18 protein-coding genes and 1 pseudogene are annotated in these 19,633 nt (G+C 41.7%); all 19 read right to left on the bottom strand.

Annotated elements, in window-relative coordinates; all coding sequences use genetic code 11:
- Positions 1 to 378: 378 nt before the first annotated feature.
- Positions 379 to 2,394: an NAD-dependent DNA ligase LigA gene (ligA, locus tag ACIFQM_RS20790; RefSeq protein ID WP_430044131.1), complete on the bottom strand. Its 2,016-nt coding sequence runs from the start codon at positions 2,392 to 2,394 to the stop codon at positions 379 to 381.
- An 87-nt stretch (positions 2,395 to 2,481) separates the two neighbouring features.
- Positions 2,482 to 4,806 carry a DNA helicase PcrA gene (gene pcrA, locus ACIFQM_RS20785; protein ID WP_430044129.1) on the bottom strand — a complete coding sequence of 775 codons (2,325 nt, stop codon included), beginning with the start codon at positions 4,804 to 4,806 and terminating at the stop codon, positions 2,482 to 2,484.
- A 41-nt stretch (positions 4,807 to 4,847) separates the two neighbouring features.
- Entirely contained in the window at positions 4,848 to 5,558 is a 711-nt protein-coding gene (locus tag ACIFQM_RS20780; protein WP_430044134.1) for a heptaprenylglyceryl phosphate synthase, read from the bottom strand.
- A 128-nt stretch (positions 5,559 to 5,686) separates the two neighbouring features.
- The gene (locus tag ACIFQM_RS20775; RefSeq protein ID WP_430044127.1) at positions 5,687 to 6,559 is read right to left on the bottom strand and encodes a phosphatidylinositol-specific phospholipase C/glycerophosphodiester phosphodiesterase family protein; all 873 of its coding nucleotides are present in this window, start codon (positions 6,557 to 6,559) and stop codon (positions 5,687 to 5,689) included.
- 106 nt (positions 6,560 to 6,665) lie between these two features.
- The gene (locus tag ACIFQM_RS20770) at positions 6,666 to 8,066 is read right to left on the bottom strand and encodes an undecaprenyl-phosphate glucose phosphotransferase (RefSeq protein ID WP_430044125.1); all 1,401 of its coding nucleotides are present in this window, start codon (positions 8,064 to 8,066) and stop codon (positions 6,666 to 6,668) included.
- Positions 8,063 to 8,971 carry a glycosyltransferase family 2 protein gene (locus tag ACIFQM_RS20765; RefSeq protein ID WP_430044123.1) on the bottom strand — a complete coding sequence of 303 codons (909 nt, stop codon included), beginning with the start codon at positions 8,969 to 8,971 and terminating at the stop codon, positions 8,063 to 8,065. The genes ACIFQM_RS20770 and ACIFQM_RS20765 overlap by 4 nt, the downstream gene beginning before the upstream one ends.
- 371 nt (positions 8,972 to 9,342) lie before the next feature.
- Positions 9,343 to 9,495, bottom strand: a complete 153-nt coding sequence (locus ACIFQM_RS20760; protein WP_430044122.1) for a putative holin-like toxin — start codon at positions 9,493 to 9,495, stop codon at positions 9,343 to 9,345.
- Positions 9,496 to 9,560: 65 nt separating this feature from the next.
- Positions 9,561 to 10,520 (bottom strand): glycosyltransferase family 2 protein, encoded by a 960-nt coding sequence (locus ACIFQM_RS20755; protein ID WP_430044120.1) that lies wholly within the window; start codon positions 10,518 to 10,520, stop codon positions 9,561 to 9,563.
- A gap of 257 nt (positions 10,521 to 10,777) precedes the next feature.
- Positions 10,778 to 11,647, bottom strand: coding sequence for a dTDP-4-dehydrorhamnose reductase (gene rfbD / locus ACIFQM_RS20750; RefSeq protein WP_430044118.1), 870 nt, complete (start codon positions 11,645 to 11,647; stop codon positions 10,778 to 10,780).
- Between the two features lie 2 nt (positions 11,648 to 11,649).
- On the bottom strand, positions 11,650 to 12,669 hold the full coding sequence (gene rfbB, locus ACIFQM_RS20745) for a dTDP-glucose 4,6-dehydratase (protein WP_430044116.1): 1,020 nt from the start codon (positions 12,667 to 12,669) through the stop codon (positions 11,650 to 11,652).
- Between the two features lie 95 nt (positions 12,670 to 12,764).
- Positions 12,765 to 13,313, bottom strand: coding sequence for a dTDP-4-dehydrorhamnose 3,5-epimerase (gene rfbC, locus ACIFQM_RS20740; protein ID WP_430044113.1), 549 nt, complete (start codon positions 13,311 to 13,313; stop codon positions 12,765 to 12,767).
- Positions 13,314 to 13,349: 36 nt separating this feature from the next.
- A complete protein-coding gene (locus ACIFQM_RS20735; RefSeq protein ID WP_404580862.1) occupies positions 13,350 to 14,093 on the bottom strand; it encodes a sugar phosphate nucleotidyltransferase in 744 nt (247 codons plus the stop codon).
- Between the two features lie 50 nt (positions 14,094 to 14,143).
- Positions 14,144 to 14,836: an acyltransferase family protein gene (locus tag ACIFQM_RS20730; protein WP_430066032.1), complete on the bottom strand. Its 693-nt coding sequence runs from the start codon at positions 14,834 to 14,836 to the stop codon at positions 14,144 to 14,146.
- Between the two features lie 25 nt (positions 14,837 to 14,861).
- Positions 14,862 to 15,128 (bottom strand): annotated as a pseudogene (locus tag ACIFQM_RS20725) (hypothetical protein); the annotation flags it as partial.
- A 224-nt stretch (positions 15,129 to 15,352) separates the two neighbouring features.
- Positions 15,353 to 15,688, bottom strand: coding sequence for an EamA family transporter (locus ACIFQM_RS20720; protein ID WP_430044109.1), 336 nt, complete (start codon positions 15,686 to 15,688; stop codon positions 15,353 to 15,355).
- Positions 15,672 to 15,983, bottom strand: a complete 312-nt coding sequence (locus ACIFQM_RS20715) for an EamA family transporter (protein ID WP_430044107.1) — start codon at positions 15,981 to 15,983, stop codon at positions 15,672 to 15,674. Before ACIFQM_RS20715 ends, ACIFQM_RS20720 begins: the two co-directional genes overlap by 17 nt.
- A 31-nt stretch (positions 15,984 to 16,014) precedes the next feature.
- On the bottom strand, positions 16,015 to 17,769 hold the full coding sequence (locus ACIFQM_RS20710; protein ID WP_430066030.1) for a DUF6020 family protein: 1,755 nt from the start codon (positions 17,767 to 17,769) through the stop codon (positions 16,015 to 16,017).
- A complete protein-coding gene (locus ACIFQM_RS20705) occupies positions 17,766 to 18,701 on the bottom strand; it encodes a glycosyltransferase family 2 protein (protein ID WP_404580867.1) in 936 nt (311 codons plus the stop codon). Before ACIFQM_RS20705 ends, ACIFQM_RS20710 begins: the two co-directional genes overlap by 4 nt.
- A 22-nt stretch (positions 18,702 to 18,723) precedes the next feature.
- Positions 18,724 to 19,464 carry a hypothetical protein gene (locus tag ACIFQM_RS20700; RefSeq protein WP_430044101.1) on the bottom strand — a complete coding sequence of 247 codons (741 nt, stop codon included), beginning with the start codon at positions 19,462 to 19,464 and terminating at the stop codon, positions 18,724 to 18,726.
- Positions 19,465 to 19,633 lie beyond the last annotated feature (169 nt).

Raw genomic sequence — 19,633 nt, 5'->3', positions numbered from 1 at the left:
CTGGTTTATAGAAAGAGCGATTTGCTCATTTTTAATGCTAGCGATTCTTCTATATAGAAGAAATCTTTATTTTCATCATCCATTTGTTCAGTTTTCAAAGAACTTGTCTGTCCTCGTTTCTTCAACGAGTCAGGAATTAGATCATATCATGCCGGTTGCTTTCTTGTCAAATCTTTTTTTGATTTTCTTTTCAGCATCCTCCGCTTCGAGAAATGTTATTCTCAAAGCAACGTCTAATAATATAACATGCCTAAAGTTATTTAGCAAGCATTTTTTTAATTTCTTTTTTTCGTAACTGCTCCCCCCCTTTCTATACATTAGATAACTAAAAACAGCCACCCCGTAATAGAACGGAATGGCTGTGCTCTTGCAATTCAATTATTCTTGCTCCAACAGTCTGATGAACTCATTCTCATCTTCTATGGTATCAATTCCGAGCTGTTGGGCCTTGGCCAGCTTACTGCCTGCCTTTTCACCAGCTATGACTAGATCTGTCTTTTTGGATACAGATCCGGTCACATGGGCTCCGAGTGCCTCCAGCTTAGAAGCAGCTTCATCACGCGTAAGCTGATGCAGGGTACCTGTAAGCACAACCGTTTTGCCACTGAAAAAGCTGTCTGTCTTCTTCTCCTGTGGAGCTTCGGGAGCGTGAGCCTTTACCCCTAGAGATAACATCTTTTCAATCCCCGCTTGGGTAAATGGATCAGCAAAGAAGGCAACGATACTCTCAGCTACAATCCCGCCCACATCCGGCAATTCTATTAATTCCTCTACCGTAGCGGACATGACCTTGTGCAAATCACGGTAATGATCAGCCAACATGCGTGTAGTCGCTTTACCAGTATTCGGTATACCAAGGGCATAAAGGAATGAAGCCAAATCCCTCTCTTTACTCTGCTCAAGCGCTGCCAGAAGGTTATTGGCTTTTTTCTCACCAAATCGCTCCAGCTTCACAAGATCATCGAATTTAAGTGTATACAGATCCGCAGGCTCGCGCAATTCCAGTTCGTCGTGCAACTGGATTGCCGTTTTGTCGCTGAAGGTTTCAATATCCATGGCATCACGTGACGCAAAGTGGGAAATACGAGCCACAATCTGCGGCTTACAGCCCAACTTATTATCGCAAAATAAATGAGCCCCTCGCTGCTGCAACGGGAATCCACAGGCCGGACAATGATCCGGTACGATAATTTCATCTCCGTCGTCCTCAGATGTAACTTTTCCCAAAATTTCCGGAATGACATCATTCGAGCGGCGGATAAACACACGAGCCCCCAAAGCGAACTTCAGATTTTTCCGCTCGATATCCCCAGCATTGTTCAGTGTACAATTTTGTACAGTTACTCCCGCCAGCTCTACCGGTTCCACCCTTGCCAGTGGCGTAATTTTACCCGTACGACCTACATTCCATTCAACAGAGTTGAGCACCGTGGTCGTTTCCTCCGCCTCGAACTTATATGCCACCGCCCAGCGCGGAAATTTATCGGTGTAGCCTAGAACCTCACGTGTGCGCATATCTGTAATTTTCAGTACCGCCCCGTCAATGAGATAATCCAGTCCGGTACGAGACTTTTCAATATCAGCCAGTTGCTCCATAGCATCATCAAAATCGTCGAAGTAAGTCAGATATGGATTCACCTTAAAATGATTATCACGCAGGAAAATCATCATCTCCTGGTGGCTGCTAAACTGGATTCGGTCCGCGTAGCCTACATTGTAAAAAAATGCATTCAGTCGCCGCTCTGCTGTCGTTTTGGGATTTAAATTACGCAGAGCGCCAGCTGCGGCATTGCGTGCATTTTTAAGAGGGTCTACAGCGGTCTCATTATACTTCGCCAGCACAGACAGATTCATAATGCCTTCTCCCTGTACTTCAATAGTCCCATCCTGAAAAGGAATCGTTAGCGGCACGGATTTTATCGTCTTCACCTGTGCCAGTATTCCCTCGCCCACGACGCCATTTCCGCGTGTAGAAGCCTGTACCAGCTTCCCGTCAGTATAAGTCAGGTTTAGCGTCAGTCCATCAAATTTAAGCTCTATCGCATATCCTGGAGGCGGTAAAGGCTGCTCCGGGTTCTTGGTATTGTAATCGTTAACCAGCTTCATGACACGCGCGTTCCAGGCGCGCAGCTGCTCCACATTCTGTGCTTTATCCAAGCTCCATAATGGGGCGAGGTGGCGATGCGATGTGAAGCCTTTGAGTAACTCCCCTCCCACACGCTGTGTCGGAGAATCCGGCAGCACAAGACCACTCGTCTGTTCAAGCCCTACCAGCTCGTCATAAAGCACATCATATTCTTTGTCGCTGATCTTGGGCTCATCCAGTGTGTAGTAATGATAATTATATGTGTTCAGCTCAGCAACAAGCTGCTCCATCCTGTGCATTGGGTTCATGCAGGCGTATCCCTCCGGGAACTTCATCAGGGCAGAAGCCTAAGCCAATTGCCGCTGTGAGGTTCGAGATTTAATGATGTTTGAGATTTATTCTACTTTTGTAATAGGTGCAAAGCCAGCCAGCAGGCGTTTAACTCCTACCGGTGCCGGGAAAGCGATCTGAAGCTCCATATCATTGCCTGTACCTTTTACAGCTACTATGGTTCCAATTCCCCACTTGCCATGCTGTACCTTGTCTCCGGCAACAAAAATGGAGGGGCCTCCTGCCGAAGTAGCCGGAGTTGGTTTCGCGGATGAAGATGTCGTTACTGTTACGCGGGGCGACGCGGAAGCTGACGAACCACTACGGCTCATCGTATCAAAGGAACGCTCTCCACCAAAGTTACTGCCGCTGGTTTTACCCAGTCCACGCCCGCCATAGGAGCCGCCTACATTGCCTGATCGGCGATAGCGATCCGTTTTGATGATCGTATCCTCTTTTAACTCATCCGGAATCTCTTCAAGAAAGCGAGAAGACGGATTAGCGGTGGTACGGCCAAACAGCGTGCGCATCTGTGCGCATGTAAGAAACAGTTGCTCCTCTGCACGGGTAATCCCGACATACGCCAGCCTGCGCTCTTCCTCCAGCTCTTCATTATCCAAAAAGGCCCGACTGTGAGGGAATACCCCCTCCTCCATACCGACAATAAATACGATTGGGAACTCCAGTCCTTTTGCGCTGTGCATGGTCATCAATACAACCGCATCGCTTTGTTCCTCTTCATCGTCATTCATGGAATCAATATCCGCGATAAGAGCAAGATCGGTCAGGAAGGAGACGAGTGACTTGTCCTCCGCTCCTTTTTCAAATTCCATCGTTACTGACAGGAACTCATCAATATTCTCCAGACGTGAGCGTGATTCAAGCGTATTCTCATTTTGCAGCTCCAGTCGATATTGGCTGGTTTCCAGCATTTTTTCCGTTAACTCGGTGACGGACAGATAGTCCACCATCCGACTCAAGCCTTCAATCATATCGTAAAACTCGACAAGCGCATTGCGCGTACGTCCGGCAAAGCCCAAATCGTCTACCACCTGCAACACGCGGAAAATAGAAACTCCACGCTCCGCTGCAGCTGCTTGCAATTTACCAACCGTTGTATCTCCAATACTTCGTTTTGGCACATTAATGATTCGGATCAAGCTGATATCGTCATCAGGATTGGAGAGCAGACGAAGGTACGCCAGCAAGTCCTTAATCTCTTTACGATCATAGAACTTGATGCCGCCAACGATCTGGTACGGAATATCCGATTTGATCAAAATTTCCTCGACAACCCGTGACTGAGCATTGGTACGGTACAAAATTGCATGATGGCTATAGGTTTTGCCTGCATTGATATTTTTATGAATTTCCGAGGCGATAAAATAGCCCTCATCATGCTCCGAGTCAGCCCGGTAAACTTTAATCTTGGCCCCGCCTTCTTTGTCGGTCCATAGTTTCTTCGGCTTGCGGCCCGTATTTTGCCCAATTACTTCATTGGCGGCATTCAGAATATTCGAGGTTGACCGATAGTTTTGCTCCAGCATAATGGTACGTGCTTCCGGATAGTCCTCTTCAAAGTTCAAAATGTTGCTGATATCCGCCCCGCGCCAACGATAGATGGACTGATCGCTATCACCAACTACACAAATTCGGTGATGCTGGTCAGCCAGCATTTTACACAGCATGTACTGCGCACGGTTCGTATCCTGATATTCATCGACATGAATGTATTGGAATTTCTTCTGATAGAAATCCAGTACCTCGGGTACTTCTTTAAATAATTGAATCGTTGCCATAATCAGATCATCAAAATCCAGAGAGTTGTTATTTTTGAGACGTTGTTGGTATTTGGTGTATACCTTCGCCACAATTCCCTCAAAATAGTCGCCAATCTTGCGCTCATACATTTCAGGAGTGACCAGTTCATTTTTAGCTGTGCTCATCATGGACTGAACCGCTTTTGGTTCGAATTTTTTGGTGTCTATGTTCAGATCCTTCATGCAGTTCCGAATGACAGACAACTGATCTGTAGAATCGAGAATGCTGAAATTAGAGGTAAATCCGATCCGCTCGATATCTCGACGCAAAATACGCACACACATGGAGTGAAAGGTGGATACCCACACATCCCTCCCCTGCGGGCCAATCAGTTTGGATACGCGATCCTGCATTTCACGCGCGGCCTTGTTCGTAAAGGTAATTGCCAAAATGCCCCATGGAGCCGTCTTGCGGGTCGCGATGAGGTAGGCAATCCGGTGCGTGAGCACCCGGGTCTTTCCACTGCCTGCGCCAGCCATAATCAGCAACGGTCCGTCTATCGCCTCCACTGCCTCACGCTGAGGCGGATTGAGACGGGCTACAGCCTCGTGTATATCTATTGATTGCATGCGTGCATGCTCCTTTCTACAAGCTTTCATAAAATCACATTCTATACTTCCAACTTCACAGCTACCGTCTCCAGCGCTTTCGCCAAGTCACGGTAAATGATGTTCCCTACTACAATGGTGTCACAAACGGCAGCCGCTTGTAACGCGGTAGATTTATCCACGATACCCCCTCCGTATAGGACACGAGCGCGCTCCGTACTGCGATGTATTTTTTGTACCAGTTCCATATCTCCAAAGGCACCGCTATACTCCACATATACAATCGGCAGATGCATGAGCTTGTCGGCAACCTCTGCATATGAAGCGGCAGATGAAGCATCGAGTGATGCATCCGCTCCGGTAATCTTGGCCACCGTAGAATCACCATTCAAAACAATATATCCTTCTGTCACAAGTAAATCCCAAGGGATCATATAACCAAACTGCTCAATCGCACGCTGGTGCTGTCCTAAGATCCAATTACTGTCCGTGGTATTGAGCACCATTGGAATCATATACAGGTCAAACCCCGGCACCACAGCCTCCAGATCAGACACTTCAAGCACACAGGGCACCTCATAACGCCGGATTCGCGACAGCAAATCCACCGTATTTTCATAGGTAACGCCCGACGAGCCTCCTACCATAATGGCATCCGTACCAGACATGCACACAGCATCCAGTCCCTCATCGTCCAGTTCCTTATCAGGGTCCAGCTTAAATACATGCCTCCATGATTGAATCGAATCCGCCAACACACATTCCTCCAGCATCCATTGTGCTTTTGCCACGATCCGGTCTAACCGGATTCCAATATCCAAAAGCGTTCTAAGCTAAGTCTATGACAGTGCACAAAAGGTGTCAATGTTCGTATTGGATGGGAACACTCCGCTCACATATCTCAGGGCCGCAACGCATACAGCCAACTACGTTTTTGGAGTTCTTTTTCCGTTAAAACATCCGTATAGAATCCGCGCACACCCATCTGTTCGTAGTCAGCGGCATCATTTAGATCGTTAATTGTATTTACGTAGCACACCGCTCCCGCCTGCCGCAAGCTTTCCACTAAAGCACCACTAACTCTGTTCTCCGGTAGAGTCGCTGCTGTTATATCGTTTTGTTGTACAAACCGGATGATTTGGTCGTCCGTATCTTGTGTCGCATAAAGCGTATAAATAATGGAGGTATAGGGGTAAATGCTCCGCAGCGTTCGCAGCATTTCTTCGTCATAAATTTGCGGGACAATGCGGGACAAGAGATTCGGATTGTTCTCCTGTGCCTGATGAGTCAGCTGCGCAAACAACCGTTTGATTTGGGCCGGGTCCTGTTCTTTTGTATCGGTCACGATATAGGCATCCGGGTATTGCTCCAATAGATCCAATACATCATTCCAGTCCACCGGGGTGTAGGAATCATGTATTGGGGTGTTTTTGAATTGCTCGTAGCTCCAGGGCTTCCCGCCCTGTTCTGCACTAACTGCCTGCTCCTGCTGCATTTGCTCTGTAAAAGACTCCGTCCATTCATGGCGCGCCACCAAATGTCCGTCCGAAGTAAACATCAAGTCGACCTCGAACACGCGGCTGCCTTTTTTGTAATTATTCACAAACGCTTCACGCGCATTGGTATAGGCCAAACCGTCAACAGCTCCCATAGCATGTGAAATCACACGATGGGTGGTAAAACCGGTATGCTCCTCCGTGGATTGCCCTCTGTAAGACAATAAAAACGTGCCAATCAATATTAATAGAATTACCGCCGCAATCAGTCGTTTCATAGAGTGTCACATCCTTTTCGTACAGGTCAATACCCTGCATGCTCACACTCAAAACAACTTCCAGACACAAAAACACCCTCCGGCGGAACCGAAGGGTGAATCTGAATTAATACGCATTCTTGAAACCGTTGCGGATGGTACGGAAAATAATTTTAATATCAAATAAGAGCGACCAATTCTCAATATAGAAAATATCATGCTTAATCCGTTCCTCAATGGACGTGTCACCACGCAACCCGTTGCTCTGTGCCCAGCCTGTAATACCGGGACGAACATGGTGCTTCACCATATATTTTGGAATTTCCTCACGGAACTGATCCACGTAATACGGACGTTCCGGGCGGGGGCCGACGACGCTCATATCTCCTAGCAACACATTGAAAAACTGTGGCAGCTCATCGAGACTCGTTTTACGAATAAAGGTGCCAAAACGCGTTCGACGTGGGTCATTAGCCGTCGTCCAGCCTGTATCGTCAGTCCCGGATGGTAGTACCTTCATTGAGCGGAATTTGTACATCATGAAGGTACGCCGATTCAAGCCCACCCGCTCCTGTTTGAAAATGACTGGGCCTCTCGATGTCGTCATCACGCCAATCGCCACTGCCAGCATAACCGGAGAAGTCAGAATAATAGCGAACAATGAGAACAGAATATCGAACGAACGCTTAAACAATCGGTTCCCCGCCACATCCAGCGGAATATCCCGTACATTGATCATTGGCATGCCTGCAAAGTTATCAAAATACGGTCGAGCTGGCAGATAATCGAAAAAGTCAGGAATAATGAGCGTACGTACCCCTGCCTTTTCACACATGTTGATAATCTTGGGGTACTTATCATGCGCATCCAGCGGAAGAGCCAAAATCACCTCATCAATCATCATGCTCGACAGCGTAGCTTCTAACTGATCCAAGCCGCCAAGGATTGGGCGGAAGTGCTCTTCTTCCTCTTCATCCCAGTGGCGCTTATCATCCAGAAAACCCACCACTTCATATCCCAGATCAGGATACTGTCCAAGATTATGATAAAATCGTTGGCCCAGCGAACCCGCCCCGAGAATGAGCATGAACTGCTTGTTGTAGCCTTTTTGGCGGAGAACTTTAAGTACCTGTTTCAAAAAATATCGATAAAATAAAATAAGCAGTACGTTCCCAAACATATAGATCGCCAGATAGGACCGTGAAATGTCGATTTGCTTCACAAAAAACATGACACTCAACAGCACGAACAGGCCAACAATATGAATCTGGGTGACGCGAAATACGTCATCTGCAAACCGTTTTTTGCGTTTGGGCGAATAGAGAGAGAATAGCATCCCCAGCACCACGGCAATCAGACCGTAGATCAAGCTCCAGCCACCATATACTTGAATAGGAAGCGGCTCTTGATAGGTAATCCATTCACTTTCAAATTTGAAGAACCAGGCGATCAGAAAGGATAACTGAATGACCGCGAAATCCGCCACAATATACAATTGGGTTAAAAAACGTTGATTTCTGCGTATCATGCTTTCACCTCGGTACGAGATTGTTCGCCGCCGTCCGGCTTGGCCGGTGCAGTGAGCTTATTTTTCAAAAAGGCCATCCCAAATTTCACTGTAATTCCCGCATAGACAGCCATGTTCGTGATCCAGCTATACTGCTGTTTATAATGCTTGCGGTGGAAGACCCACATGGCTCTATGAAACTCGTAAATAATTTTCAAAGGACGACGGCGAGCGCTGCCCCCTTTGATATGAATAATATATGTGCGCGGATAGTAGTAAATGCCCCACCCCGCCTGCTTAATCCGGTAACACCAGTCAATGTCCTCGCCATACATGAAAAAGGTTTCGTCCAAGCCGCCGACCTGCTCAATCGTCTCCCGGCGCACCAGCATAAAAGCACCCACCAGCACATCCACCGGATACTCATCATCCGGGCTTAAATGCCCAAGCTGGTATTGATTGTACTTCGGGTTATCTGGGTAACGCTTCGACCAGCCGAAGGCGTAGTAAAAGGATGCAGACGGCGTAGGAAACCCGCGCTTACAGGCCTTATCCAGCGAACCATCTGGCAAAATAACCTTGCAGCCCGATGCTCCCATTTTCGGATGTGTATCCATGAACCGAATCATCGTATCCAGTGTGTCTGGCTGCACCAGCGTATCGGAATTCAGCAACAATACATAACGCCCGCCCGCAACCTCGATGCCCTGATTGTTTGCCTTGGCAAAACCCGTGTTATCCTCATTGGCAATCAACGTAATCCCCGGATATGCAGCACGAATGGCTTCCACAGACCCATCACTGGAGTGATTGTCGATAACAATCACTTCATATCGATATTGCGTCTCTGACGCATACACCGACTGCAAACAATCCAGCGTCAAACGGCATGTATTATAGTTGACGACCAGTATGCTTACATCCATATTTAAAACGCTCCTGACAAATTCAGTAATCTATTCTACTATCGACTATTATAACATACCCAACAGATCACGGGGCGCAAAAAACCACATAACTTGTAACCTTACACAGTTAGCAGGATTTTGTAAAATTCGATTCCAGTCGCTCCAAAGTGCAAATATAGACGAACGAAAACGTTTCGATCTATATATTGTTCATTGGAAGTCGCTTTTTAGATTTTCGTAAAATCCTCAGTTGAGGTATAAAAATCATCGTGGTAAGATATACATGGAAAAAGGGCTGGTGCCAGCCAGCCCCTGCACAACCAACGCTCCAAGAGCGGACGGATTTTGGAACATCAGGCCGAAAATAGACCCTTCCTTCCGGGGACGGTCTATTTTCGTTTGTTAAACTCTAACAGTGTGACGATCAACGCCCCGAACGTCAGCATTAAACTGAGCGCCTCAAACACTGTCACAGGCTTCACCCCCTCCTCGGGAGAGTTAGCCGACCGCCCTTGCCAGCCTATATCGGTTGCACTCTTCAATTATACTATATTTTTCCATAAATGAACATGTATTCGATGATGTTTTCCGTGAATTCAATATTTTATTAAGCTTTTGATTTATTTTGATGATGACGAAGGGCAATCTTCTTTCTAAGTTGTCTTCTTTTTTCTCGAAGCTCAGGCAGTTCTTTGAAAAAAGCCTTCCAAGCTCCAAACACTTTTGGCTCTCTTAAAAGAAAGTACAGATTGCTTGCTATCTCATACGATAGGAGAGAAATAATATTTTTCATCCATTCAGAGAGAGTATCATTTTTGTACATCATTTTATAACGATTAATATATGAAAGCCTTCGTACAAACAACGGTTGGGATATACGGCTCGTTTCCTTCCAGCCACGTTCATGGTAGGCTATGGCCCCAGCATCATAATATGCCTCCCAGCCAAGCAAGGCTGCTCGCCAAGCCACATCCACATCTTCTTTGTATGCAAAAAAGCTTCCATCATAAAACTCACCATTTAGACCAATGTCGTTAATCATTCTCCGCGAATACATGGCTGCTGCACCAGAAACACCAAATACCTTTCCTGACTCTGACCACTGAACTGAAGACTCTCCTGTTCCCCGATCAAAGGCTCTTCTAGCTGAATTCATAACAATACCCGTGCTATCGATCATCTCCCGGTTCGCTTTACGCAGCAATTGACCTGTAGCACTGCCTATGTGCTGATTATGCTCCATCACCGCAACCAGTCGCTCAATGTAATCAGGTTCTATAGTAACGTCTGGGTTTAGTACAAGTACATAGTCCGTATCGTTCAACGCTATTGCTTGATTATGGCCAGGAGCAAAACCGACATTTTGGACATTGGAGATAAACTTGAGTTTTGAACCAAACAAATGAGCTATTTCTTTAACTTGTTCCCCCGTCTGATCCTTGGATTGATTATCTATGATAACCAACGCTTGTAGGGGGTGGCTTTGCTTGCTGACAGCCTTTAAGCACTCTTTGATATCTTTTTCACTGTTATACGTTACAATATGAACACTTACGGATTTAGTCATAGATTACAAGTTCCTCGTTTATAGGATTTTGGCGTATTTACTCCAAATGTACTTATTCCTATCATAGAGCAAAGCTGTATAGTTTCAAAGAGCTATTACAGTCTGTAAATTGTTATGTACACTAATAGACGCAGCGACATGGAAAATGTTTCAATAAAATAAAAAAGTCGAGTATCAACTCGACTTTTTTATTAAGTAATTAGGGCCAAATATTTAGTCTGGTCCCAACCTCTTAATGGGAACAGTGAAGTATTTCCTTATGATTGGCTGCTATATTTCTGTAGAAAATCCCGTAGTCCCTCACGCCAAGCGGGCAAGTCATTTAGCCCATTTGTTCGGATCGCAATGTGCTCCATCACGGAATTACGCGGGCGTGCTGCTGGTCTGGGGAATTGCTCCGTACTGCATGGCTCCAGTTTTGCTGTGATCTTGGCACCTAATATTTCCGCCGCATCCTGCAAAATGGCTTGGGTAAACTCATACCAGGTACAAGCGCCGCTGTTGGACGCATGATATAGGCCATACTTCTCGGTTTGGACCAACTCCACTAAAAAGCGGGCCAAATCCACCGTATAGGTAGGTGAACCCTTCTGGTCGTTCACAACCTGAAGCTGCGGCTTTTCCTGCCCAAGCTTCAACATCGTTTTAACAAAATTATTACCATGCAGTCCATACACCCAAGATGTACGAACAATAAAGTACCTGGAGGAAAGTGTTTGGGTCAATATCTCGCCCGCCCGTTTGGACTTTCCATAGATGCTCTGCGGATTCGTATTGTCATACTCATGGTAAGGGTGCTCCGCTGTTCCATCGAACACGTAATCCGTGCTGATATAAACCAGCTTGGCTCCTGCTTTTTCAGCAGCCAGTGCCATATTACGTGTTCCTGCCGCATTTACTTGATAAGCCCCATCTACATCGGACTCCGCTGCATCCACTGCCGTATACGCTGCACAGTGGATGACAGCGTCAGGTTGATATTGCCCTACGATCTTCACAGCTTGCTCCAAATTCGTTATATCCAGCTGTTCCCGATCGTATCCAAGGACATGATGTCCTTGCTCCTGAAAAACCTTTACTACGTCTTTACCGAGTTGACCGGATGCTCCAGTAACCAGTACCTTCATCTTTACGCATCCCCCAAGCGGGAACCATACTGCTTAGCATAATATTGTTGGTATTCGCCGGACTGAATACGAGTCCACCATTCTTTGTTGTCCAAGTACCACCGAATTGTTTCTTTAATGCCCGTTTCAAAAGAGTATTTTGGCTTCCAGCCCAACTCGTTCATCGTTTTGGTTGGGTCAATACCGTAACGACGGTCATGTCCCGGACGATCCTGTACATACGAAATTAGAGATTCTGGCTTGCCCAGCTCCTCCAATACCGTTTTGACGATATGCACATTGGTCCGCTCGTTATTTCCCCCGATATTGTATACTTCACCCAGCTTACCCTGATGAATGACCAGATCAATTGCGCTGCAATGATCCTCTACATATAACCAATCGCGGATGTTCAAGCCATCTCCGTATATAGGAAGCTGTTGGTCGCTCAACGCACGTGAGATCATCAGCGGGATCAGCTTTTCAGGAAATTGGTATGGGCCATAGTTGTTGGAACAGCGTGTGATGTTCACAGGCAAACCAAACGTTTCGTGATAGGCACGAACTAGCAGGTCTCCGCCTGCCTTCGAAGCAGAGTAAGGGCTGTTAGGTTGCAGTGGAGTTTCCTCCGTAAACAAGCCAGTTTCACCCAGAGAGCCATACACCTCATCTGTCGATACCTGTACAAACTTGGTCACGTTATATTTCTTGGCTGCGTCCAATAGCACTTGCGTACCCAATACGTTTGCTTTCACAAACACTTCCGGTTCCAGAATACTTCGATCCACATGTGACTCCGCTGCAAAATTCACCACCACGTCAATTCCCTGCTGCATCAGCTGGTCAATCGCTTGGGCGTCGGTAATATCTGCTTTCACGAAGGTATGTTTAGGGTGAGTTTCGATGGATTTCAAGTTTTCCAGGTTACCTGCATACGTAAGCGCATCTATATTCACAATTTCGTAATCTGGGTGCTGCTTTAACATGTACAATACAAAGTTACTGCCAATAAACCCGGCACCGCCGGTGACAAGAAGTTTCATAAAGACCTCCTAAGCTGAGCAATGCCTAAAGTATATTAGACCCATTACTCATTTTCTTAACTTAAAAGCATAAAAATATCAATTTGTACTGGCTTCTAATCAAAATTGATTTCCGCATCTGTCAGAACCGGCTGCTGTTTATCCTTATCTGACAGTATCGCCTTGGAGGTGGGCCAGTCAATACTCAATGCAGGGTCATCCCATAGTATCCCTCTGTCGTGCAAAGGAGAGTAATATTCATCAACTTTATACAACACCTGAGTATTTGGAACAAGCGTGCAGAAACCATGAGCAAACCCCTTAGGCACCAGTAACTGGCGATGATTATACTCACTTAGAATGACACTCATCCATTGGCCAAACGTAGGGGAACTTTTTCGAATGTCCAAAATCACATCATAGATCGCACCTCTAAGCACCCTGATGAGTTTCGTTTGAGCTTTCGGATATAATTGGTAATGTAACCCACGTATAACCCCTGTCTCAGCAGAAAGAGAGTGGTTATCCTGAACAAACGTATGGGTAATCCCCACATCTTGCATAACCTGTTGATTATAACTTTCCATAAAAAAACCGCGTTGATCACCATGAACAATTGGCTCTATTACACTCGCGCCTGTCAATCTTAAAGGTATCACCTTCATGTTCTACGTCCTTCCCTCAATGCTGGAAACTTTGCTTTACAACTTTAACTTACCAAATTCCTCACCGAATATAATGTTTTGAGCGAGTTCATTTGCTCTGGCAAGCGAAGTATGCGTTCCTGCATCCGTCCACCAACCTTGAAGAATATCATAGGTCAATGTTCCGTTAGCAATATACGCATTATTAACATCTGTAATCTCCAATTCTCCACGTGTCGAAGGTTTTAGGGTTTTCACAATATTAAAAACATTATGATCAAACATGTAAATCCCCGTAACTGCATAATCACTTTTAGGTAGCTGAGGTTTTTCTTCTATTGATACAATACGTTCCTCATGAAGTTCTGCCACACCAAATCGGTGCGGATCATGAACCTTTTGCAATAATAATTTAGCTCCGGTATCCTGTTTACGAAAATTTTGCACAAACGGAGAAATATCATCCTCAAACACATTGTCCCCCAGAATAACGACCATTTGATCTTTACCGACGAAATGCTCTGCCAGATCTAACGCCTGCGCAATACCACCCGCTTCATCCTGTACCTTATATGTAAAGGTCACGCCCATATCACGACCGCTTCCAAGCAGATTTACAACATCCCCCATATGTTCTTTACCTGTCACGATAAGGATGTCCGTAATGCCAGCTTGTTTCAACTTATATATGGAATAAAAGATCATGGGATACTTACCGACAGGAAGTAAATGCTTATTGGTTACCTTGGTTAAAGGAAAAAGGCGAGAACCAGTCCCGCCCGCAAGAATTATACCTTTCATAGTGCCCTCCTTGTACCAATACATATATTAATACGATTTTCAGAAAAAAATTAATTAGATGAAATATCTTTACGACCTTCAGGCTTAATTTTTAGTAAAGTAAAAAGTTTATCACGGAACCAATTTGAGAGCCTTTTCTCTAAAAATTCGTGAGCAACTGCCGCAAAACAAATACTTAGAACAGTTAGAAAAATGATATATGACATATCCTGTAAAGAATTTCTTAGCGATTCAAACTCCCATGCAATATTGGCAAGAGGATGAATTACTAAAGGATGGATTAGATATAATGAAAAAGAAATATTACCAAGCCACACTAAAAAATAAGGGCTTTTAATCTCGATACTTTTGCTTGAGATCACCAAAATAGAAAACAAAATTACGTAAGGCAGTCCCCAATTAATTATTCCAAAGCCAGGGTTAATACCACCAAGAAAATACCACATTGTAAAGGATAAAGCCAGTAAACAGAGCAACCAACATATTTTAGTGTTTTTTATTCTGATTTTAGAAAAATATATCAATCCTATGATGACGCCTACAACAAATTCCCAAATCAAAGGGGAAGTGATTAAATTAAGATATCCCCAGTCCCAACCATAATAGTGCTTGGGATCTAAAGAAATGTTCCCTGCCATACTCGGAAGTAGTATTAGAGTAAATATTACCCAAGAAAAAAAATAGCCATTTATACCTTCCAAACAGTAACGATATTGCAAAGAATGAATAAAAGTACATCTCAAAATTAAGAGTCCATCCCGTATGAAGAACAGAACCTCCCCAGAAAGGCCGGTCACTTTTGTCTAAAATTAATGGAATAAAGAATAGGGATTTAAGTATGTCTGTTACTGAAGGATCGACATCCACTCGGTTAATAATGTAAGCACTTAGCAGCATAAGTATTATGTATAAAAAAGTCAATACAAGATACATAGGCCAAATTCTCGCAAATCTTTTTAGCATAAATTTAGAAAAATACAAAAAAGAACCGTTACTATTCCTTGTTGTATACACCATAATAAAGCCACTAATCATAAAAAATATATCTACACCAGACGATGCTGCAGAAAACAGCCACTGGGAAAAAGGCGATTGACTAGGAAGATGGCCTCACGCATGAAATATTGTTACAGAAACAGCAGCAATCCCTCGTAACATCTGAATAAAATCGATTTTCCCATCTTTTACAGTCAAAAATTATCCATCCTCTTCTACAATGTATGCAAAAAAAATCCATAACTGATAATAACAATGTACTCTTAAAGAATTAAAATAAACGCTCCGCAAATAATCAAAAGTACCCCCCCGATCTTTCTAGCACTTATAGTTTCTTTTAAATATATTTTTGAAAAGATTAATGTCCATATATAAGTAATAGAGGTTAAAGGATATACAACTGTATACGGAAGATATTTCAACAATAAAATATTAAGTAACGCACCCAAAATGTAAAGAAGCCCTGCCCAAAATAAGTGCATTAAAAAAGGTCTATTTATACCTATTGTGTACAAAGAGAGTTTTTTTAGAAAAAGTCCTCCCAAAGCACCGCACATGGTCATTAAAATAAGGAGTATTATTTCATTTTCTTTCCACACTGATTAAGACAGCCCCCAAAACTATCAAAATTATACCTATGATTTCTTTGAACCCCACTTGCTCCTTTAAAAAAAAATTGCCTATTAATATAGCAAATATATACCCAAAACTTAATAGCGGATGAAGAACCGATAAATCCCCAAACTTAAAAGCAATCACCATTAAAGCAGCACCACACACGTAGAGGATTAATCCCAAGGCTAAAATATACATATTATTGGTGTCAGAAACTTTCCATAATGCCTGTCCAACAGCAGTAAACAACGCAGAGAATAAAATAAATATTATTCCCAAACTACTATTTCCATAAAAGATATCATATTTTTTAATTGCAACCCCTCCTCCTTACTGTGTGTTTTTCTAATTTCAAAAAAGAGACTAGAAAAACAACAATAGAAACAAGTAAATTGGCATATAAATATCTGAAATCCTGAGCCGGCGTTGCCGCCATAATGGTTAGTGTATTAAGCGTTATAGGCATTGCTACAATGACTAACTTATAGTTTCTACGCCATATAACTATAAATAAGGATAACACAATCAAAACATTGTACAAAGCAGCTCGCCATATAATACTATCTCGCGATAAATTTAAAATCTGAGATAAAGTTTCTGTCAATTTAGCGCTAATGATTTGGTTCGATAAACCATATTTAAGCGAGTTACTATTTTCAGTTATTGATGTTGAATATAGAGATGTAATCCCGTCATCAAATTGCTTTATTTGCCAAACATTTGAAACTTGTTTTAAATAACTTTTTATGACTATATTAGGGTTTTGTATGCATAATGTTAACCAATTCTTAAGAAAATCACTTCTATTTTCTCTAAGAAATCCTCTATTAAATTGATTATTGAATTTTAAAGGGTCTACTGTATATGGATTATATTGATCTTTCCAAACTTTTATTGGTAATATATTTTCGAAGAATTGTAATTGTTCAGTGGTCATTTTACCATCCAGAGCAATAACACTTGCAATTTGTTGCGTGGGGATTGCAAGTGCTTCATTAGGGTCTGAAGGAGTGACTTTCAATATATTAAAAACAGGAATTGTAACAATAAAATAAATTATTATTACAGGTACTGACCATAAATATAATTTCATAAGCTTCTTTTTAAATATCATAATGGAAATAAGTATTGTTAATGAAAATATTATAAACCCATTATGTCGGAAGAGTGTTACTCCTACTGAAGAAATAACGAATAAAAAACCGTTTATTTTACAATTAAACCAAAATCCCTCAGAAATAACAATATTAGCAATATATATGCTTACTAAACAGAGAAGACCACTGTACAAAACATCCTTCCACATCGTAATGGAATAGATTGCATTAATAGGTACTAGTGATAGGAAAATAACGGATAGATAAATAAAAAATTTCTTCACACCATAATTTTCAAAAGTATATCCACAGTATCCTATTATCAAGGACATGATAATTACTTGAATAATTGAGAAAGCAGCCGGTGACTTCCATAAAAGAGTGGTAAACATGATAAACCATGTATGTGCTACTGGATGCCAATCATCAAATTTTCGGGTAAATATTTGAGACCATTGGTCTAAGGAATCCGGTGATAAAACACCAGGGTAGAATGCTATTAAGTAAACTAAAAAAATCACGAATGATGGTGTAGCATAATACAAAATCCTAAATTTATTGTTTTTATTTGTAGAAATCTCTACACCAGATTTCATTAAAAATTGAGTTACAGAGAGCACAATGCAGAACAAAGCTATACACGCAGTAATACTTATGAGCATAATTCCAAATAAATCGTGTCCACGTTTAAAAAAAGACCCCATAAGACTAACAAATAAAAAAAGAGTAAGAACTGCACTAAAGATATATTTATACCATGAATTTAACAATAACTTTTTTCCCAATTTATCTGAATCTATACTGATAGCAAGGTAAATTAATGTAGTGAAAATAATAACGACGCTTACGATCCACTTCATAAATGAAACATTTGTCGTAAGAAAATACACTAAACCGCTTCCTAAAGCTATAGACAGAACTAAAGAAAATAATTTTATCTTAGTCGCAAATTTATTAAACAAAATCATACCTTTATACCTACCTCTTGCTTAATACGATGCAACTCCAATTCATACTGTTTTCTATAGTTTGCAACCACCGTATCTAATATTAAGCCACAAGTAAAACTAATGATAGACAACAAAACAAAACCTACTGCTAAAACAGCTGATGGTAATTTACTAACAAAACTCGTATAAATATATTCAACAATAACAGGAGTTCCCACTAGAAGACCTAATAAGAGAAGAAGAGCAGACCATATATTGAAAAAAAATAAAGGTTTAAACTCTTTAAAAAGCATTAGTATTGTTTTCAGAACTTTATAGCCATCCTTTAATGTATTTAATTTAGATTCGCTACCTTCTGGTCTATCTCTATAATCAATCTGAACTTCTTTTAGTGAAAAACGTTTATCCAATGTATGAATTGTTAGTTCTGTTTCAATTTCAAATCCAGGGCTCATAACCGGAAATGATTTAACAAAAAATTTATTAAAAGCTCTATAACCTGTCATAATATCATTAACATTACTTTTATAAAGAAAATTTATCATATTTTTGACCAAATCATTACCGAAATTATGAAGTTTCCGTTTATTTTCATTCGCATATGTCCCATTTGAAAGTCTATCTCCGATAACCATGTCTGCTTTATACTCTTTCAATGGCTCGATTAAACTATGGACATACTCAGCCGGGTAAGTATCATCTCCGTCAACCATAACATAATAATCGGCCTCAATATCCATAAACATAGATCGTACTACACTACCTTTACCTTGCCTATATTCATGTTTTACAATGGCTCCATTTTCAAGCGCGACCTTCACAGTTTTATCTTTAGAGTTATTATCATAAACATAAATCTTCGAAGAGGGTAATTCTTTTCTAAAATCCCGTATGACTTTTCCAATCGTTTGCTCTTCATTGTAGCAAGGAATCAAAACTGCAATTTCCATGTAAATAGGTCCCCTTAAGATGTTATAAACTAGTTTTTTTTATATAAATGCTAACCAAAAAAGAAATACTTAATAATAAAACAAAAGCCATAACTAAATCGGAAATTCTTCTTATACCAGAAGGATGATTCTTATTTCCATTTATTTCGTATTCATAACTAGATGTTTTTGAAGAATAAAGATCCAACGTTTGCTCTTTGCCGCCATCTTTAATCACAACAATGCCTGACCATTCATGTTTCAGAAATTTTACTTTTATATTTTTTGAAGCTGGTAATTTGATCTTTAATGATTGAGATTCTTCCGCAGAACTTAATAAGGCTTTGTCTTTAAGTTGCCAACCACCACTCCAAGACAAATAATCAAAATTAACTTTATCTCCATTAACAAAAATGTCCGTAACCCATACTTCTGCTGATTTAGATTCCACATTTTTTTTTCCACTTGCTACTATTTCAAGAGTTGATGGCTTATACGCATGATTTACTAGCAAGGAATTCCCAAGTACAAGTATTACACCTGCAATTAGTATAGAAAGTATAAATCTTTTCCGATAATTTAAACGAATAGAGCTTTTCTTCATTTTTCTAATGGAAAAGTAAAACAAAATAGAAAAAAACAAGAAAAAATAAAATAAAACAAAAATATACTGTAACCTCGAATTAATAGTAAATCGAGTTAACATATCCGTTAAATAAATCGAATTAATTAATATTATCAAAAAAAGAAACATGATTTGTAAACCATATTTTTTAACCATCATTTTTTTATCTTCCTTATCAAAGCTCTAATTTTCCTTAATGGATAGGTAATTTTCCAAGATAATGTATTTTCATACGCATTAATAAGCTTCTGATATTTTTGAAGTTCGCTTTGTATATCTGACGAAGCAAAAATGGAGGCTTCATTCCTAAAATAATCTTGTAAAACAA

It is taken from the genome of Paenibacillus sp. NRS-1782 (assembly GCF_050467685.1).
GTDB classification, from domain to species: domain Bacteria; phylum Bacillota; class Bacilli; order Paenibacillales; family Paenibacillaceae; genus Paenibacillus; species Paenibacillus terrae_A.
Note: the sequence above shows the minus strand (reverse complement) of the source record. Positions and strands in the feature narration are given on the sequence as shown.